The organism is Ralstonia sp. R-29, assembly GCF_049913345.1.
GTDB lineage: Bacteria > Pseudomonadota > Gammaproteobacteria > Burkholderiales > Burkholderiaceae > Ralstonia.
In genome coordinates, this window is sequence record NZ_CP184378.1 from 1,153,312 (window position 1) to 1,169,359 (window position 16,048).

21 protein-coding genes are annotated in these 16,048 nt (G+C 63.0%); 3 read left to right on the forward strand and 18 right to left on the reverse strand.

Annotation, left to right across the window (positions count from 1 at the left end):
- Positions 1-27: 27 nt before the first annotated feature.
- On the forward strand, positions 28-195 hold the full coding sequence (locus tag ACN9M1_RS22320) for a DUF6726 family protein (RefSeq protein WP_426399033.1): 168 nt from the start codon (positions 28-30) through the stop codon (positions 193-195).
- A gap of 49 nt (positions 196-244) precedes the next feature.
- On the opposite strand, the gene ACN9M1_RS22325 is transcribed toward ACN9M1_RS22320, so the two are convergent.
- The 18 genes from ACN9M1_RS22325 to ACN9M1_RS22410 form a co-directional block, all read right to left on the reverse strand.
- Entirely contained in the window at positions 245-757 is a 513-nt protein-coding gene (locus ACN9M1_RS22325; RefSeq protein ID WP_426399034.1) for a hypothetical protein, read from the reverse strand.
- On the reverse strand, positions 754-1,320 hold the full coding sequence (locus tag ACN9M1_RS22330; protein WP_426399035.1) for a glycoside hydrolase family 19 protein: 567 nt from the start codon (positions 1,318-1,320) through the stop codon (positions 754-756). The genes ACN9M1_RS22325 and ACN9M1_RS22330 overlap by 4 nt, the downstream gene beginning before the upstream one ends.
- The gene (locus ACN9M1_RS22335; protein WP_426399036.1) at positions 1,313-1,723 is read right to left on the reverse strand and encodes a hypothetical protein; all 411 of its coding nucleotides are present in this window, start codon (positions 1,721-1,723) and stop codon (positions 1,313-1,315) included. The genes ACN9M1_RS22330 and ACN9M1_RS22335 overlap by 8 nt, the downstream gene beginning before the upstream one ends.
- Before the next feature lie 62 nt (positions 1,724-1,785).
- The gene (locus ACN9M1_RS22340; RefSeq protein WP_426399037.1) at positions 1,786-2,349 is read right to left on the reverse strand and encodes a hypothetical protein; all 564 of its coding nucleotides are present in this window, start codon (positions 2,347-2,349) and stop codon (positions 1,786-1,788) included.
- Between the two features lie 3 nt (positions 2,350-2,352).
- Positions 2,353-3,942 (reverse strand): gp53-like domain-containing protein, encoded by a 1,590-nt coding sequence (locus tag ACN9M1_RS22345; RefSeq protein WP_426399038.1) that lies wholly within the window; start codon positions 3,940-3,942, stop codon positions 2,353-2,355.
- 146 nt (positions 3,943-4,088) lie between these two features.
- The gene (locus ACN9M1_RS22350) at positions 4,089-4,757 is read right to left on the reverse strand and encodes a hypothetical protein (protein WP_426399039.1); all 669 of its coding nucleotides are present in this window, start codon (positions 4,755-4,757) and stop codon (positions 4,089-4,091) included.
- Positions 4,757-5,887, reverse strand: coding sequence for a baseplate J/gp47 family protein (locus ACN9M1_RS22355; protein ID WP_426399040.1), 1,131 nt, complete (start codon positions 5,885-5,887; stop codon positions 4,757-4,759). The genes ACN9M1_RS22350 and ACN9M1_RS22355 overlap by 1 nt, the downstream gene beginning before the upstream one ends.
- 5 nt (positions 5,888-5,892) lie before the next feature.
- Positions 5,893-6,273 (reverse strand): phage tail protein, encoded by a 381-nt coding sequence (locus tag ACN9M1_RS22360; protein WP_426399041.1) that lies wholly within the window; start codon positions 6,271-6,273, stop codon positions 5,893-5,895.
- The gene (locus ACN9M1_RS22365) at positions 6,270-6,938 is read right to left on the reverse strand and encodes a phage baseplate assembly protein V (RefSeq protein WP_426399042.1); all 669 of its coding nucleotides are present in this window, start codon (positions 6,936-6,938) and stop codon (positions 6,270-6,272) included. The genes ACN9M1_RS22360 and ACN9M1_RS22365 overlap by 4 nt, the downstream gene beginning before the upstream one ends.
- Positions 6,935-8,026, reverse strand: a complete 1,092-nt coding sequence (locus tag ACN9M1_RS22370) for a phage late control D family protein (protein ID WP_426399043.1) — start codon at positions 8,024-8,026, stop codon at positions 6,935-6,937. The genes ACN9M1_RS22365 and ACN9M1_RS22370 overlap by 4 nt, the downstream gene beginning before the upstream one ends.
- Before the next feature lie 50 nt (positions 8,027-8,076).
- Positions 8,077-9,042 (reverse strand): hypothetical protein, encoded by a 966-nt coding sequence (locus tag ACN9M1_RS22375; protein ID WP_426399044.1) that lies wholly within the window; start codon positions 9,040-9,042, stop codon positions 8,077-8,079.
- A gap of 6 nt (positions 9,043-9,048) precedes the next feature.
- Positions 9,049-10,977 (reverse strand): phage tail tape measure protein, encoded by a 1,929-nt coding sequence (locus tag ACN9M1_RS22380; RefSeq protein WP_426399045.1) that lies wholly within the window; start codon positions 10,975-10,977, stop codon positions 9,049-9,051.
- 31 nt (positions 10,978-11,008) lie between these two features.
- The gene (locus ACN9M1_RS22385) at positions 11,009-11,413 is read right to left on the reverse strand and encodes a hypothetical protein (protein WP_426399046.1); all 405 of its coding nucleotides are present in this window, start codon (positions 11,411-11,413) and stop codon (positions 11,009-11,011) included.
- Positions 11,410-11,544, reverse strand: a complete 135-nt coding sequence (locus ACN9M1_RS22390) for a hypothetical protein (protein ID WP_260803557.1) — start codon at positions 11,542-11,544, stop codon at positions 11,410-11,412. Before ACN9M1_RS22390 ends, ACN9M1_RS22385 begins: the two co-directional genes overlap by 4 nt.
- A 32-nt stretch (positions 11,545-11,576) precedes the next feature.
- Positions 11,577-11,945 (reverse strand): hypothetical protein, encoded by a 369-nt coding sequence (locus ACN9M1_RS22395; RefSeq protein WP_426399047.1) that lies wholly within the window; start codon positions 11,943-11,945, stop codon positions 11,577-11,579.
- Positions 11,945-12,376 (reverse strand): hypothetical protein, encoded by a 432-nt coding sequence (locus ACN9M1_RS22400; protein ID WP_366170265.1) that lies wholly within the window; start codon positions 12,374-12,376, stop codon positions 11,945-11,947. The genes ACN9M1_RS22395 and ACN9M1_RS22400 overlap by 1 nt, the downstream gene beginning before the upstream one ends.
- A 75-nt stretch (positions 12,377-12,451) precedes the next feature.
- A complete protein-coding gene (locus ACN9M1_RS22405; protein WP_426399048.1) occupies positions 12,452-13,984 on the reverse strand; it encodes a phage tail protein in 1,533 nt (510 codons plus the stop codon).
- 121 nt (positions 13,985-14,105) lie between these two features.
- Complete coding sequence (locus tag ACN9M1_RS22410) at positions 14,106-14,942, reverse strand: hypothetical protein (protein WP_426399049.1); 837 nt, start codon at positions 14,940-14,942, stop codon at positions 14,106-14,108.
- A 301-nt stretch (positions 14,943-15,243) separates the two neighbouring features.
- Here ACN9M1_RS22410 and tnpA point away from each other — a divergent pair, with 301 nt between their 5' ends.
- Both tnpA and tnpB read left to right on the forward strand, forming a co-directional pair.
- Positions 15,244-15,711, forward strand: a complete 468-nt coding sequence (gene tnpA / locus ACN9M1_RS22415) for an IS66-like element accessory protein TnpA (protein ID WP_426396463.1) — start codon at positions 15,244-15,246, stop codon at positions 15,709-15,711.
- A complete protein-coding gene (gene tnpB / locus ACN9M1_RS22420) occupies positions 15,687-16,037 on the forward strand; it encodes an IS66 family insertion sequence element accessory protein TnpB (RefSeq protein ID WP_426396465.1) in 351 nt (116 codons plus the stop codon). Before tnpA ends, tnpB begins: the two co-directional genes overlap by 25 nt.
- Positions 16,038-16,048: the final 11 nt, after the last annotated feature.

A 16,048-nucleotide genomic window follows, 5' to 3' on the forward strand; every position in this document is an offset into this window, starting at 1 on the left:
GCAACATTCCAATCGAACGTACGCACGATGAAACGTCTTCTGCTAGTGGCTGCCCTGCTGGGCGCCGCCCTTCTCTCAGGCTGTGGCGTGGTTGCCGCGCCGTGCCGCGTAGCATCGGCCGGCTTGAAAATGGTGCCGCTGGTCGGGCATGTGGCCGCCGCACCCACGGACGCCTGCGCAGACATCATCGATTGAGGGCTGCCAGCGCGATGCTGGCGCCCGGGCAAGCCGCTACATCGAACGGTTATTGAGGCTTCGCCGCCTCCATCTGCCCCGCTACCCAATCCTGCAAATCCTTCAATTGCTGGGCGTTGGCGTGGAAGGCTTCAGCCTCGTGCTCGTGCTGGGCTTCAACGTCAGAGAGGACAACGCCACTGGCGGCTTCATCAAGGAGGCCGGCGGCGGTGGGAAGCTCGGCGCGATTGGCGGAGTTCCACATGCCGACAAAGCGGCCAGGGATACGGCAAGCAGCATCGTCGTGCACAACGACTTCATGGGGTACCTCGCGGTCTCGGTAGAGGATGCGGTCTCGGAACACGGTCTGGATGCGCGTCTGGGCTTGCGCGGCGTGGTCGACCACCTGGGCGGTGACGTTGGCTTGGCGGGTTTCGGTTTGTGCGGCAGCCACCTTGGCCTGCAGCGCTTGTGATCGCTCGACATGCCGCCGATGCAGATCCCCCGCGCCGTAGCCAAAGCCGAACGCCAGCACCAACGCGAGGATGGCGCCGCCCCACAAGCGCGGATCAAGCAGGCTCATGACGCGGCCCCTCCTGCAAGCACGGCGCGGGCGCGCGCCCACAGCGCACGTCGATCGTCGAGACCGTTGGTGCCGCCGTTGATCCGGCGCGTCAGTTGTACGAAGGCGGCGTCGGTGTCCTGATCCGCAAATCGATTGAGCCCATTGCGCAGCCAGAACCATGCGGCCGATGCGGTGGCGTGCTCTGGCAGTTCCAGCAGCTCGGGCTGCGCTTCCAGATCCAAACCCAGGGCGATGCCGCAGGCACGGTAGTTGGCGCGGCCGGTGATCTGGATCAGGCCGCGGCCGAGAAAGCGCTTGCCGTCTCCGGGTTGCGTATTGCCGAGATCTGCGCGGCCCTCGTACCCGCGTTGCGCGGGCGTCGGGCCCCACAGTTCACGCACGTAGCGCAGTTGCCCCGATTCGTGCCCGACCTGCGCAAGAAACGCGGCGATGCGGGCGGGCGTGTTGATCTGCCGAAACAGCAGTACGTCGGCCAGGACGGGCGCGAACACATCGGCGCGCCCACCGGCATTGGGCATGACGGCGCGCAGTTGCGCCGCAGTCAGAAGCGGTTCAGCCATGGCTTGCCTTGTGCATGGATTCGCGCACGTCGTCGACGACCTCGGCGAGGTCGGCATCGCGCCGCTTGTTGATGAAGTTGAAGACCCAGCGCACAACCGCCCAGCCGGGCAGGCCGCAGACGAAGTAGATGCCGCCGAGTGCCATGGTGCCGTTGGCCGAGCCGATCCAATGCGCCACCCCGAAGTACTGGATGACGGTGGCCCCACCGCCCACGCTGGCGATGACGGTGGAGATGAGCGCCACGGCCCACTCGCCGCGTGCGCGTGGCAACGTCATCACCATGACGACGATGGTGGCGAGCGCGCTGGCGGCACCCGCCACAGCCGCAGACCCGCCAAGCGCCTTGAAGGCCGCCGCGCCCGCAGCCCCCGCTGCGGCGCTGCTGCTGATGGGTTCAGACATGGTTCCCCCGGAAAAGAAAAAAGCCCGCGCGAAGGCGGGCTGTGTTGCTGAGATGACGGTGCTTACCAGGTGATGGCTTGCACCTCTTCAATGCTGGTGGCGGCTTTGATCTTGGCGACCAGGTCCGCGTACTTCTGCTGCGCGGCGACGCGATGGGCCAGCCAGTCGGCGTTGACTTGCTGGAGTTGCGCGGCGGTGTGCGAGGTGAAGGACCAGTGATCGCCATCCGCGCACCAGAGCGGGATGGTCCAGCCCGGCGATGCGGTAGCGGCTGCGCTGACTGCGCTTTGCAGGTTGCGTTGGTCGTTGTCTTGGGATGGGTAGGTGAGTGCGACGCCTAGGGCGGAGGAGGTGAAGCCGGTGGTCAACGCGTCGGCGCAGGCGGTGCTGAGTTTGATGGTTTGCATCGTGCGCGCTTGTACAAGCAGTTCCTCAGCGGTCGGGGGCAATGGCGCGCCAAGTGCGCCGTCCACCACCGTGTAGCCGGGCTGATTGATGCAGGCAAGCCACTCGTCTTGCGTGATCTCGATGACGTTGGTCACACCTTCGGGGACCGGGCTGTCGATGCTGTCGTAGTAGGCCGTGATGTGACCATTCAGGTCATATGCTGCGAATTTTGCGGTCATGATTTAGCGCCCCATTGCGATCCAGGAAACGACGTCTGCGGCCCAAGAACCTTGACCGTTGGAGTTACCGATCTGGAATTGTGAAAGCGAAAGAACATTGACTCGCCCTGTATATTGGGTATTGACATTGTTTGTCGTCACAACCATTGAATAGACGTTGTTCGGAAATGCGATCGGGAATGAATACGTTTGATAGGAAGCCGTGGTTCCCTGGTTCATCCCCCACTGCAAAATCAAACCGCTAGGAAGCTTCTGATAGCCGTTACCTGACAGGATGGAACCGAATGCGCCTGAAGACAGCACTAAATTTGCGGACCCATCAACGGATAGCCAGACTGTATTTGCTGAACTTCTTACTAACGTCAGCGTATCGCCGGGACCAATAACGAGAGATGTTGCCGACGCATTGATCGTGTCTGAACCGGAGCGGGCCAGCGTAATACTGTATGAAGTGATATTCAGGAATCGAAGGACCGTACCGACCGAACAGGCGGCCACTAGTGGAAGCGTTACAGCAAAGTTCGAAGTCGCATTTTGAAAAACGACAAGTTTGTTTGCATATGTGGTATCCATAGCTGCCGCACTGCTGATTGCAACCACGTCGGCTAACGATGCGCCATTCTGTTTAACGAAAGCCGTCGTAGCCACCTTCGTACTGTTATCAAACTGCGCCGGCGTCACCCCAGTGGTCAACGTCTGCCCAGCACTCACCCACCCATTCACCCCATTCGACACAAACTGCACCGCCTCACCCGGATTCAGCGCGAGGCTGTTGGCGCTGCTGCCCTGGCCGAACGCGAGCGTATCGGTGCCATTGCGCGTGACGGTGGTCGAGCCGCTGGCTTGCATGTACGTCACGCAGACGCTCGTGCCATTCGGGCAGTTGGCAGCCGGCGGCAGCGTGATGGCTTGGCCGGTAGCGGTGACGTTCACCAGTGCGCCGAGTGCCGCCGTGGTGAGCGTGCTCGATGCGGCGACGTTCTGGATGCTGGAGTAGCGCTCGCCAATCGCCGCCAGGAAACCGCCCGTCGGTGCAGTGGGCGCGTTCGGATAGGCGGTGATGTTGGCCGCCGTGATCGCGCTCTGCCCATTGGCCACGGTGATGATGGCGAGGCCAACGTAGCCCGCCGTCACTGCAGGCGTCGTCTGCGTGCCGGTGGTGGCGGCCGTGCCGGCAACGAGCTGCAACGACACCTGCCCCGCACGCGTGGTCGGCTGTGCATTGCCGCTGCCGCCCGGCCCATTGAATGCCTGCGACGGATTCGCGCTGTTGTAGTACGGCAGCACGACGTTGTTGATGTCGTTCTCCAGGTACGCGGCCTGGATCAGGTAGTTCTGGCTGTAGCCGGCCGTGGCGGGCGCCGAGAGGATGAACGACTGCGCATCCATGAGGATGCCCTGCTTGAGCAAGCTATGCGTGGTGTCCGCCGGCAGCGCGCTGTACGCCGTGCCATCCACGTTGGCGAGCTGGTAGATCTGGCCGGGGTTGACGGTCACGCTCATCGACGCGGGCGTGGTGGGCACGCAGCCCAGGCCCGAGACGACAGTGGACGTGCCGAACAAGTCCGAGCACAGCTTCGCCAGCCCGATCATGGTCTGCCGGTTGGTGTTGAGCAGGTCCGTGGTTTGCGGCACCTGGCCGCTGTAGACAATCTGACGATCCAAGACTGTTCTCCAAAAGAAAAAGCCCAGCGGGTTGCCGGGCTGTCGGTGGTGAGGAAAAACGCGTGGGTGCGCGCCTACGAACTGATGCGCGTCCAGATGATGGAAGCGGCGGGCCGCACCGATTCGATGGCGGCGTAGATGTCGGCATCCGACACGGTGTTGCTGCTCATCGACGGGTCAACATATTCGCCTTGCGACGGCACGCTGTAGCCGGTGGTGACGATGCTGTAGCCAGCTACGTTGGGGATGCCGCTGCCGAGCGGGCGATACGCCTGCACGAACGCCTGATACGTCAGCGAGACCTGCCCGTATGCGCCGGCCATGCCGTAGCCGCTGTTGGGCGCATCGTAGGCGCCGCAGTCTGCGGGGCGGCTGGGCTCGATGATGGTCGGCGCGCGCCCGGTCAGGTCCGTCAGCACGCGGATGATGGCGTTGCGTGTGCCGCGTTCACGGAACAGGTTGGCGACGATGTTGGCGCGGAACGATGCATCGGACTGGCCCGTCTTGCGCCGGATCGACAGGCCGAAGAAATCAGCCGCAATCATGTCGAGCCAGCCATCGGTGGCGGTCAGGATGCGCGTTTGCTGCTTGGCATAGGCATACAGGCCGTAGACGTAGGCACCGCTGTACGCAAGGCCCTGCAGCAATCCGTTGAGGATGGGCGACTGCGCCACATCGCCAAACCAGCGCGGCAGATACCCTCGTATGCGCGCGAAGATGTCTTGTTGGTCACCGGTTGCCATTACGTCACCGTGATGGAGTTGGCTGTGGTTTTGATGACTTGCAAGCTCGTGGCAGGCAAGTCCGCTGTGCTGCCGTTGAGCAACGTGCTCGTGACGTTGGTCACCGCCGGTGACGCGTCATACGCCACCTGAGCCAGCCGCGAATACGCCAACGGCGTACCTAGTGGCAGGCTGTTGATGTAGTTCAGCAACGCCGCCTGCACCTGTGCCGCGATGGTCTGATGCGTATAGCCCGCAGCGGTCGCGATGCTCATGGAGACCGTCGCGTTCACCACGACCGGCCCATACACATAGAACGTGCTCGTCACTGGCCGCACCGCATCCACCGCGTTGCTCACGCTGGCAAGCAACGTTGACGTGGGCGCGCCCGTACCGTCATCCACGATGACGATGAAGGTGCCGTTCTGCGGCAAGCCGGCGTAGGTCTGGTTCTCCAGGATCACGTAGGTCAGCCCCTGCTTGACGCTTGCGATGGCGGAGCCGATGGCCGTCTTTGTGGCTTTCGACAGGCTCGCCACGTAGGCGATGAAGCGCGAGCGGAACGCTGTGTCAGGCTCGGCATCTGCGCCGTTTACGAACGTGGCCGAATTGCTGACGGTATCCACACCGGAGATCGCACCGACGATGGTGGATACCGCACCCGCCACCGCATTGCCTGCCGCACCGGGCGTCGCGGCTTGCACCGGCACGGTCGCGCTGGCGGTGCCTGCAGCAATGACATAGCCGCCGAGCGTGGCGCTATACGCAGGGTTGGTCGTATCCACCACTACGTTGAACTGCTGCGTGCCATCGCCCGTCTGCACCATCGCCGAAAGCGGCACCAGCACCTGCTGCGTGACCGTGAAGCGCGAGAAAGTCACGCTGCCCGTGGCGGGCACCGCCGCCAGGCGCGTTAAACCGAAATCGCTCATCCACGAATCGAGGTCGGCCCCGCTTGAAGTGGACGCGCGCGTAATGGCCATGACTTGCAGGATCAAACCCTGCAGCCACACTGTGACCGCCGCGTTGGCCTCGACGACGGCGCGCAGCACCGACCCGACAGTCAAGTCGACCAGCACCTTGGCATAGCCCTGGATGGCCGCCACCTGGTTGCGCACGAGCGTCACCCAGTCTTGCGTCTGAATGGACATATGGATCACTTGCTCACATTGAATTGAAGGGACACCGGCTCGCGCGTGATCGCGCTGCTGTACAAGATGCGCACGCTCACGCCGCCGGTGATGGCCGCCACGTCCACCTGCGGCTCGGGGCTTTGCGCAACGCCCGCTTCCTGCAGGATCTGCGCGCGGATGAGCCCGCGCAGCGCCGGCACATCAAGCGTCTCGCCGATCTTCTGCGGCAGGCCTGCGCCGTAGTCGGTGTGGAAGATGTAATCGCCCGGGTTGGTGACGAGGCGCCGCACGATGCGTTGCTGCGTGCGCAGGTCCGCGCTGGCAAGGCCCAGGTCGCCAGTGGGTGACACGGTGACGTCGCCGCCCACCCAGTGGTTCACGTCGTTCAGCAGTTGCTGCGTCATGCCACGCTCCCGGTGTTGCTGGACCCGGACTGCACGCCGGTATGGCGGTGCGTATCGTCAATCCGATGGCCATTGGCCGACACCTGCCCACTGAACTGCGTGTTGCCGCTGATGCTCATCGAGTTGCCGCTGCCGTTGTTGCCCGACACCGCCATGCCCGCCTGGCCCGTGATGGTTTGCGTGACCACCAGCGTGCCGTCGATCTGCACCGGCCCCGTGTGATTCCACTGCGTGGCCTGACTGGTGAGCGTGCCCGCGCTGATGAGCGTGACCGTGCCGTCGTTGTGGAACTGCAGCTTGGAGCCCGAGGCATGCGTGAGAAAAAACTCGCCCGATTGCGCACCGGTCGGCCGCGCCTGATCGCTGAACAGGCGCGCGCAGATGACACCGTTCTCGATGTCGCCGCCCAGGAATTGCACCTCCACCTGATCGCCCGGGCTGACCGGCGCATCGATGCCCCAGCCATTGCCGACCCAGGCAGTGGCAACAGGCATCCAGCCGGTCAGCGAGCGCTCCGGGTCGGCGGTGTCTTCAGGTTGGAGGCGCACGCGCGCAGAGGCCGTGCCAGGGTCGTAGCTGGTGACGATGCCCATGCGGTTCTCCGCGCGACTGGACTGCGCCATCATCGCGGCGAGCACCATCTGGTTGCGAAGCTGTTGAATCATTGGCTCGTGTCCTTGTTGATGTTCTTGGCCGACACCTCCATCACGTAGCCCTCGCTCAGGCTCATGCTGCGGGTGATGCTGTCGATCAGGTAGCCCTGGTCGAAGTTAGTGCCGGTGCCGGTCAGGCTGACGATGTCAGTGGGTGTGAGCAGGTGGTCGGCAGGCAAGCGCGCGCGCAGCTTCATTTCGTGCTGCGCGACCTCGTCGAACTTCTGCTTGGCCAAGCGCTTGACGCCAGCTTGGTCGATGCCGTTACGCTCAACGGTATGGGTCGGCTTTTGGCCTTTGCCACCGCCAGGCGCATTGCTGTAGCGGGCCGTGAATTTCTTGCCTTGCTTCGCATTCCACGAACGCGCTTCCACCGTCACGCCCTTGGCCACCGTCAGGTCGCGCGACAGTTGCAGGCTCGACACGTTGGCGGCCGGGTTGCCGTTTTCGTCGCGTGCCCATCGCAACTCGTAGGGCAACGCAGGCCCTTGCAAGCGCGGCGCGAAGTAGAGCGTCTTGCCACTCACGTAGCAGAGGAAGTCCTCTTCGCGCGCCAATGCGGCAAGCAGGTCCCACTCGGTGCGTTGCGCCGTCAGGCTGACGTTGTCGTGCGCGTAGGTCTTGCCGATCAGCCGCTTCGTCTCCGGACCAACGGCTTGCAAGCCGTGTGCCGCGGCCAGCTTTTCAGCAACCTTCGACGCCGTCATGTTCTGAAACTGCAACGTCACCTGCGCGTCAATGAACAACGCCGTCAGGTCCCGGCCGCTCAGCGTGAGCTGCGCGGAGACTGGGTCCAGTTCGACGCTATCCACACGACCATAGATCAGGCTTTGCAGCGTGGTCTCGTCGTACTGCAGCGGATTCGGCGGAAAGCCGGCAAAGATCTCGACCTCTAACGCAAGCTGGCTGGAAAACCAGTTCGCATCGCGATCGGGCGGCAAGGCACCGGCGGCGAGCGTGATCTGGAACGTATCCGCCTGCTCATACGAGTTGCTCAGGACCGACCAGCTCACACATGCCGGCACACGTTCGCCGCCCACCTTCACGATCGTGCGGGGCTGCCGCACATCGGGTATCACGGGTAGCTTGTTCAGGCTCATAAGAAAAAAGCCCCGCATGGCGGGGCTGTCCGGTTGATGAGAACGGCGCGCTATGGATTGGGCAAACCACCGGCCGTGTCTTTGTGGGGCGGCACGATCAGGGTTTTGACGCCTTGCACCAGGGGGTCCCACAACAGCTCGGGGTTGGCCTTGGCGAGGCTCGTCCATGCCATCGCGTCGTCGTACTCCTTGGCGGCGAGCTTCATCAGGTCACCACCGGCTGTCACCACATGCTTGGCGCTCTTGTAGACCGACGCGATATTGGTCTGCATGCGGCCCGCAACGCGATCGAGCTGAACCAGCACGGGCAAGCTCAGCGCCGAGTTGATCTGGCCATTGAGCTTCGCCACCTGCTGCGCCACCGGATTGTTCGGCAGGATGCCGCCCAGCGTGGCCACCTTCATCAGCTCGCTGTTGGCGGAGGCAACCAATGCCTGCGCACGGTCCCGCACGGCCGTCACCTTCTGCAGCACGTTGCTGAGCGTGGACTGCGCAGCGTTGGCAAAGCTCGCCACCGTGTCGATCGCCGAGTTGGCCGAGTCGATCAAGCTGGATAGTTTGCTGTCTCCGATGGTGCTGGCCATGTCGGTCATGGCTGCGGCGTCGCTTTTGACCAGGCCGTCGATGCCGGTACCTTCATCCGGCATCGTGTACTTGGACATGTCACTCGACACCTCGCACGTGATCTTGTAGGGGATCTTGTAGGCGCGCTGGAAATCCGCGCGAAACTCGCGGATGACGACGATGTAGCAGATCTCGGACCACTGCAGCACCAGTTCCTTGCCGCTCACGCGCAGATCGTCCAGCTCGCGGGCGCGAGCGAGTGCTTCTGTACCGAGCAGCCAGCCAGACCACTCGACGGGCGCACAGAATGCCCCCATCGAATCGATCACCCGCGTGCCGCCCACCAAGTCATGCATGGCCAGCTTTTGCGTGCCGCCAAAGGAGATGGTTTCGGGAATTTCCAGATCCTTGAATTGGAAATTCTGTCCGAGTTTGAGAGTGAAGTCGGCCATGGTTGATCAGAGTCCGGATGGCATGAGGTTCATGCCAGTGTTGAAGTTGCTGGCGCCGGTTTGCGGGCGCGCCAGATTGCCTTCGATCTGTTTCCAGACCACCTGGCCGACGGAGCGACCGTCCATCGTCACATCGCCCTTGAGGTAGATGAGCTTCGTCTCTGGCACCTTCACCGTACTGCTGGCAGAGTCATTCGCTTGCTTTGCTGGCGAGCTAGCTGGACTTCCTTTTGCCCCTTTGACTGCTTGATAGATCTCCCAGCCTGTCAGAGCAACGCCCGCTGCCAAGCCAATCGGCCCCAATAGCCCCAGTGCTCCTCTTGCACCCACTCGGCCAAGGATGCCGAGCGCTCCTCTAGCGAGCGGCGACCTGGTGATGGCTCCCATGGCACCCAGCGCTCCTCGCGCCAATCCCCCGCCCATGCGAAGCGCAGACGCGCCAACGCGGCCGGCGACTTTGAGTCCCATGCCTGCTACCCGCCCAAGAAATTTGCCTCCGCGCGTCGCAACCGAGCCTGCAGCGTTCAATACCTTCTGCAGTACGCCTTTGCCAACACCGCCCTTGCCTCCGCCGCCCGGCAAAGGCAACGAAGAAAGCGTCGAGCTTGCCTTAGACAAAAAGGTTAGGCCCGTAGCCAGGGCCATGAGTGTCTTCGTTGTGCCTGGATTCTCCTGCGCCCACTTCGTGATGCCATCGAGCATGCTGTTGAACTTCTCCAACCCCGAAATCGCCAACGGCAGGATGTGCTCCCCAAGCGCGATATTGAGGTTCGTCTTCTTGGCTTCGTAGTCCTTCAACTTGCCTTCCAGCCCTTCGTTTTCCTTTTCGTAAAGCTTGACAGTGCCCGGCCCATTCTTGGCGTTCTGCAGATACAGCCCCGCTCGGTCCTTCTCATGCTCGAGCTGCTGCAGGATGTTCTTCTCACCCTTCATGCCGAGCAGGCTGCCCAGCTTGGTGTTGAGGCTGTCTCCGCTAAAGCCGCTCTTTTTCAGCGCCGGCACGATCTCGTCCAGCAGGTACTGAAGCGGGTTGTTGGCGAAGTTCGCTGCGTTCGTCATACCCGTCGCATCCACACTGGTGATGCGCCCCGCCTTGTCGCGATGCACGGCCTTCGGGTCCAGCAGCTTGACGCGCTGCAGCTCGTGCGCAACGGTGGCGGACATGTTGCCTGCCGCCCAGCCCTGGAGCGCCGACATGGCATCCACGCCGGCCTTCGAGCCGCCATTGGCTTGCATGAACTGCTTCAGCCCAAACGCTGTTGCCTCAGACGGCTTCAGCGCGCCAGAAAGCTTGCCGCCCTGCATGGCCTCCAGGTAGTCCTTCGGCAGCACACCGCCGCCGCTGGCCAATGCTGAGTTGACCAGCATGTCGAAGGTCTCTTCCACCTTCTTCACGTCGATCTTGCCGTCTTTGCCGATCACGCCGTCGCGCATCTGCGCAGCCTTCAGCGCAGTCAGCGCCATGCTGTCGAGTTGCGCACCGTCTTTGACGCCGGTTGCCGCCCCAAACGCTGTTCTCGCCTGGGCCAGCAGTTTCGTAACGTCCTGCGCCTGGGCCGAGCTCTGCAGAATGGTCTGCGCCCCACCAAACAATTGCCCGACATCCGTGAGCGACATGCCCTTGACGTCCAGGCCTTTGAGGAACTTCTCGTTCGCCGCTGCAGCGCCTGGGTCGAAGCGGCTGATGCGCTCAAGCACCGCGTGGTACTTCGATGCGGCGTCCACCTGCTTGTCCCACATGTGGAGTGTTTCGTTGCCCGCCCTCGCCAAGCCGCTGCCGAAGTCCATCAGCTTCTTGACCTTCTCCAGCCGGGTCTCCAGCTTCTCCGCACCCTTGTTGACGGATTCGAATTGCGCGGCGATCGCCACCAACCCACGCGAAACGTTATCCACCAACGCAATCTGTATTCCAACCTTGTAAGCATCGAGGCTCATAGGAATCCTTCATCTGTTGAGGCCACCGATCTCACGTGTGTGCGTTTGCGGTGGACACACTCTGGCGGCCCTCCAGAACCGCCGCCACCGCATCGCCCACGCTCTTTTGCAACGCATCGGCCTGCTCATTCGCCACCACACCCAGCAACGGATGCGGTGGCGCCTGCGCACTGCCAAGCTCTTGAGCGACAGCCTGTGCGGCGTTGGAGCCGATGGCCGCCTCCAACCCCTTGACCGTGTGGCCGATGGAATCGCGCAGCGCATTGACGCGCGCCGCCTCGGTGATGCCGGCGGCCGCTGCGCTCTCCACCGCCTTGGCGCGGGCCGCCTGCTCCATTGCCGCAGCGGCTGCGCCCAGCCCCTGCGACAACGCCTCTGGCACCCGCGCCTCCAGCTCGGTCAGGCGACGCGCCATCTCTGCTAACGAGAGGTTCATTCGCGCTCCTTGAAAGACATCGTCTTCAAATCAAACTCCGCGCCATGGAATTCGCTGCATTTGATGGCCATCGCCTGCCGCATGGTGTCGTCCAGTGAAAACGCCACGTCGAACGGAACACCGTTATGCACGAGCCACATCGCCTCGTGAAACGGGCCGTTCGTCAGGAGTTTTTTAGCTCGGACTCCGAGGCGGCAACGTTGATGAAGCTGGCCGCCACACCACGCTGCGCGGCTTCGTTGCCCTCTTCGCCCAGGCGTTGGTACAACGCACGCAGCTGCGCTTCGGAGGCCGGCGTCGGCACCGGCTCGCCATCAATGGCGGAGACGAACTTCAGGTGCGCCACCTCGGCCAGGTAGAGCATGTTCAGTTCGCTGCCGCCCGCGGCCTTGGCAAAGTCCAGGTTGGCCAGCGGGCCCGGTTTGCGCAGCGTGATCTTGCGGCCCAGCGCATCGTCCACCACCACTTCTTTCACAGCGGACTTGATGAGTTGTTCGGAGGGCTTGATCGGCGTAATGGTCACGTTGGTCATCAGGACACCTTGATGCGGCGCGAGGCCACGAAGTTGACGGATTGCTTGATGGTGGCGTCGCCCGCGCGGTTGCCGGCATCGGCCAGCGTCATGAGCACGCCGTCGTAGCGGAACTGCGAAACCGAGCCATTCGCTTCCTGGATCGTTTCGTAGATCTGCGCAGGCGCTTCGTTCACGCCGGCGTAGTAGCCCGCTTCGAGTTGGGCGAAGTAGTTGTCGAGCGTCGCGTCCTGGCGCTCCACATCGAACGAGCCCGACCAGCCGTCGAAGAAGCGGATGTGGTCGGTGATGCCATCGAGGCGCTTGACGCGCACGTCGGTCACATCCTGCTTGCTCTTGAACGCGGTGATCTTGTTCGGCTGCAGCGTGCCGTTGGCGGTCTGGATGACCAGCGTGTAGTCGCGACCGACGGAGTAGCCTTGAATCGGCATAACGTTCTCCAAAAAGGAAGGAAATGGCCCCGCGCCATGCGAGGCCAGAAGGTTGATTGATTAAGGCGTGATGCGTTACTGGTTCGCGGTCGAGGTGCGGATCACCGTCGCCTGCGAGCCTTCCACGTTCACCAGGAACTTCTCGATGACCGACAGGTAGACCACCTTCACGTCGGCCTGCATGTAGCCCAGTGCTACGCGGTTCATCGGGTTGTTGTTGGCATCGATCTGCACCGAGAACGCCGGGCCGCCATTGACCGCGCCGATCATCCCCTGCTGCTCCATCGAGCTGAGGAAGTTCGACAGCGTGGCCGCCGCCTGCGCGCGCACCGTGGCCGACTGCAGCTGACCAACGTACTTACCCATGCCCGCGTTGATCGTGCTGGCGATGTAGTTGGTCATGCGCGTGTAGTTGTCGCCTTGCGTGAGCGCGTTCGAGCTGGTGTTGTGGCCCGCGCGGCAACCGAAGTACGCACCGCCCGGCACCGGGTTGGTGACGACATCGATGCCTGCTTGGATCAGCGCCTGCAACTCGGCCGAGCTGTAGCTCTGGTTGGCGAACGTCTTCTGCGTGCCGACCACGCCGTAGATCGGCTTGTTCAGGCTGCTGTTCTGCGGGGACAGGTTGGCCAGCAAGCCCGCCACAAAGCCCTGCGGCGACACCAGGCGCGTCACACCGTTCACCGTATCGAGCCAGTACACCCAGTCGCCAAACAGCAGCTTGAAAGCGTACGAATCGATGCCGGCGGTGCTCTTGGCCGTCACGGCATTGGCGATGGTGTCACCGCTCGGGCCCGTGCCGATCATGTAGATGCCTTCGGACAGGCCGAACGCCACCTGGGTCGGCCACGTCGTCGCATCGGCGCAGTCGGCCAGCATGGCGATCGACACGCCCTGGTTGCGTAGCGCATACATGCCCTTGCGCGGCACGGTGTCCTGACCGAGCAGCACCGAGCCGGTAATGGTGGCCGCGCCATCGGTGCCGCCTGCCAGTTGCAGCGTGGCCGCCGTCGGTGCGGTGGTGCTGGCGCCTGCGGTGGCAGTGATGATCTGCGAGGCGCCGCGCATCACGCTCACGCCGTTGTTGATGGCGTTGGCAATCGCCACCCACAGCGCATTGCCGGTCTGGCCCGCGCCGATGTTGTCGAACACTTCCGGCGACAGCGTGGGCGCGGCCACGGTCACCTTCCACGTGTTGGCGGCCGAACCTGCCGACAGCGCCACCGTAATGGTGTTGCCCAGCGAGCCCGTGTACTTGGCGGTGAAGGTGACGCCGTTGGTCTGGGCGACCACCGTGGCGGCGGTATCCGTGCCGTCGGTCACGCGCACGCAGCGGAAGTTGTTAGCGCCCTGCTGCACCGCCACGGCCACCGCGGTGCCCATGTCGTAGGTGCGATTCTGGATCGCGCCAAACGTCTGTGCATACATGGCCATGTTGCCGATCAGCGTCGGCGAGTTGACGGGGCCCCAGGTGGCCGTGCCGACCACGCCGAGCACGTTGGTGGGAACGCCGTTGAGCAGGGTGACCTGCGGCGGAACAATCTGGACGTACAGGTCCGGAACGATGAGTGCAGTGGTATTGATGCTGCCCTGCTGGACGATCGGCATGCGTGCCTCCGAGTGAGAAAAACAAAAGGCCGCACAGAGGCGGCCGGACATAAAAAAACCGCCCGAATAAAACGGGCGGCGCGGGTGGGTTGACTTCGACTGCAATACGGCCGCGATTGCGCTACTGCATGATGGTTCGAACAGGAAACTGCGCACCCATCGACGCGCCGGCCGTTACGTTCTCCACGCCCGTTGCGATCTGGTACGCCGTGTCGGTCACGATGGTCGCGTACTCGACGGCATAGCGCAGGTCGCGCCGGTAGATGCCATTCGTCAGGTCGTCATGTTGATGGCCGCGCTTGTAGCGCAACGCCGCGCCCTGGTCGGGCAACGTCAAGCGCACGATGCCCGAGAGCACCGCATCGACCTTGCCCGCGAGGAGGTCACGCGGCACCGCGCTGTTCGCCCACGTGGAGATGAGGAACGTGCGCTCCTGCCGGCGCGTTTCGCGCTGTACGGTGCCGACGCCACCCACACGCGGCGAGATGTAGGTCGCGTGGGGAATAGTGATGGACGCGCCCGCAGCGGTGGCGGGTTGGTCCACCGCCACCAGCGCGGCCAGTGCCGTCGCAATGCTGGCCGGTGTATCGCTGGCCTGCACGGCATACACATACGCGCGACCATCAACGAGTAGCACTGCGTTCTGCGGCGTACTCACGGTGCCGTTCACCATGACCGTTTGCGCGCTCACACTCAGCGCCAGCGTGTTTGCGGGTGGCGTGGCCACGGTCCAATCCGAGAAGACTGTGCTCTTGTGCCGCTGGTGGCTCGTGCTCGGAAACACCGACACATGCGCCTTGCCGGCCTGCAGGTCGGTCTTCAGTTGCGTCATGTTGGGCCAGCCGCTGTAGACCAGCACCGGGTTGCCCGTGATCGACGGCTGGCTGGTTCCGTTCGGATAGACCACGCCTGTGACAAGCGTGACGAGTGCGTTGGAAACATCGGAGAGATCTGCCATAAGACAAGCGCCTTCATCGATGCGCGCAGCGTGGCGCGATCGATCGAGTGAGTTGCATCAAGGGGTGAGATCACCTCGATCGAGTCGTCACCGTGCAGTGACATCGAGGCAGGTATTGCGTGTGCGTGAGCGAAGCGAGGCAACAAAAAAGCCCGCTGGGTGGCGGGCTGCTTTTCTTCGCTACGTCTTCGCTTCGTCTGGGTAAGTCAATGGTAAGGCGTCAATTATTGACGCCCTGGCGTCGCGCTGAGGGTTCACAGATGCTACGTGTCCATGTTGATGAACGTGGACAGGTGCACACATGGACGAAAGGGAAGAGAGTTTGCAGGATCGCCTCGTCATCGGCCGCAAGCGAGATGGCCGGCGGCAGTATGACGAGGTGGCTAAAGAGGAACTGATACAAGCCTGCTTAAAGCCAGGAGCTTCTATCGCCCGCACGGCAATGAAGTATGGCGTCAATCCGAATCTCGTGAGGACATGGATAGCAGCACACCAGCGCAAGCATCGCTGCACTACGGCGGTTGTCGACGAGCAGGAAGGCGGCGCCGACACCATTGAGTTGCCGCCCTCACGAGATGCATTTGTTCCCGTTGTCGCCGAGCCGGCATCGCTGGCAGGCCGACCGCCCAGCGTCGGCATGGCAATCGCCTTGCACGTGCGTTTGCCCAATGGAGTCGAGTTCGAATTAGGCGAAGCCAATCTCGATGAACTGGCCACGATCGTCCAGATGCTGGGGAGGCTGCCGTGTTCCGGTTCGACGACGGCCTGAAGGTCTTCCTGCATCGCGAGCCCGTCGACTTCCGGCTTGGCATCAACGGCCTGTCGATCCTGGTCGAGCAGGCGATGGCGCTCAATCCGATGGCCCAAGCCTTGTACGTGTTCGGCAATCGCCGGCGCGACCGCATCAAGATTCTCGGCTGGGGCGGCAACGGCTTCTGGATGTTGCTCAAACGATTGGAGGCCGACCGGTTCATCTGGCCCGACACGTCCGACATCGTCAAACTGAGCGTCGAGCAACTGCACTGGTTGCTCGACGGCATCGATATCGCCGTGGTCAAGAAGCATCCGCAGCGTTTCTACGCACGCGCAAGCTGAACCGCACCTGG

What these genes read in the sequence shown, in the direction of transcription:
- ACN9M1_RS22330 (WP_426399035.1), bottom strand. Translation starts at nt 1,320, where the DNA reads ATGGCTGAACCGCTTCTGACTGCGGCGCAACTGCGCGCCGTCATGCCC.
- ACN9M1_RS22350 (WP_426399039.1), bottom strand. Translation starts at nt 4,757, where the DNA reads ATGGCAACCGGTGACCAACAAGACATCTTCGCGCGCATACGAGGGTAT.
- ACN9M1_RS22365 (WP_426399042.1), bottom strand. Translation starts at nt 6,938, where the DNA reads ATGATTCAACAGCTTCGCAACCAGATGGTGCTCGCCGCGATGATGGCG.
- ACN9M1_RS22335 (WP_426399036.1), bottom strand. Translation starts at nt 1,723, where the DNA reads ATGTCTGAACCCATCAGCAGCAGCGCCGCAGCGGGGGCTGCGGGCGCG.
- ACN9M1_RS22355 (WP_426399040.1), bottom strand. Translation starts at nt 5,887, where the DNA reads ATGTCCATTCAGACGCAAGACTGGGTGACGCTCGTGCGCAACCAGGTG.
- ACN9M1_RS22395 (WP_426399047.1), bottom strand. Translation starts at nt 11,945, where the DNA reads ATGACCAACGTGACCATTACGCCGATCAAGCCCTCCGAACAACTCATC.
- ACN9M1_RS22320 (WP_426399033.1), top strand. Translation starts at nt 28, where the DNA reads ATGAAACGTCTTCTGCTAGTGGCTGCCCTGCTGGGCGCCGCCCTTCTC.
- ACN9M1_RS22380 (WP_426399045.1), bottom strand. Translation starts at nt 10,977, where the DNA reads ATGAGCCTCGATGCTTACAAGGTTGGAATACAGATTGCGTTGGTGGAT.
- ACN9M1_RS22375 (WP_426399044.1), bottom strand. Translation starts at nt 9,042, where the DNA reads ATGGCCGACTTCACTCTCAAACTCGGACAGAATTTCCAATTCAAGGAT.
- ACN9M1_RS22325 (WP_426399034.1), bottom strand. Translation starts at nt 757, where the DNA reads ATGAGCCTGCTTGATCCGCGCTTGTGGGGCGGCGCCATCCTCGCGTTG.
- ACN9M1_RS22345 (WP_426399038.1), bottom strand. Translation starts at nt 3,942, where the DNA reads ATGATCGGGCTGGCGAAGCTGTGCTCGGACTTGTTCGGCACGTCCACT.
- ACN9M1_RS22405 (WP_426399048.1), bottom strand. Translation starts at nt 13,984, where the DNA reads ATGCCGATCGTCCAGCAGGGCAGCATCAATACCACTGCACTCATCGTT.
- ACN9M1_RS22400 (WP_366170265.1), bottom strand. Translation starts at nt 12,376, where the DNA reads ATGCCGATTCAAGGCTACTCCGTCGGTCGCGACTACACGCTGGTCATC.
- ACN9M1_RS22360 (WP_426399041.1), bottom strand. Translation starts at nt 6,273, where the DNA reads ATGACGCAGCAACTGCTGAACGACGTGAACCACTGGGTGGGCGGCGAC.
- ACN9M1_RS22370 (WP_426399043.1), bottom strand. Translation starts at nt 8,026, where the DNA reads ATGAGCCTGAACAAGCTACCCGTGATACCCGATGTGCGGCAGCCCCGC.
- ACN9M1_RS22385 (WP_426399046.1), bottom strand. Translation starts at nt 11,413, where the DNA reads ATGAACCTCTCGTTAGCAGAGATGGCGCGTCGCCTGACCGAGCTGGAG.
- ACN9M1_RS22410 (WP_426399049.1), bottom strand. Translation starts at nt 14,942, where the DNA reads ATGGCAGATCTCTCCGATGTTTCCAACGCACTCGTCACGCTTGTCACA.
- ACN9M1_RS22340 (WP_426399037.1), bottom strand. Translation starts at nt 2,349, where the DNA reads ATGACCGCAAAATTCGCAGCATATGACCTGAATGGTCACATCACGGCC.
- tnpA (WP_426396463.1), top strand. Translation starts at nt 15,244, where the DNA reads ATGGACGAAAGGGAAGAGAGTTTGCAGGATCGCCTCGTCATCGGCCGC.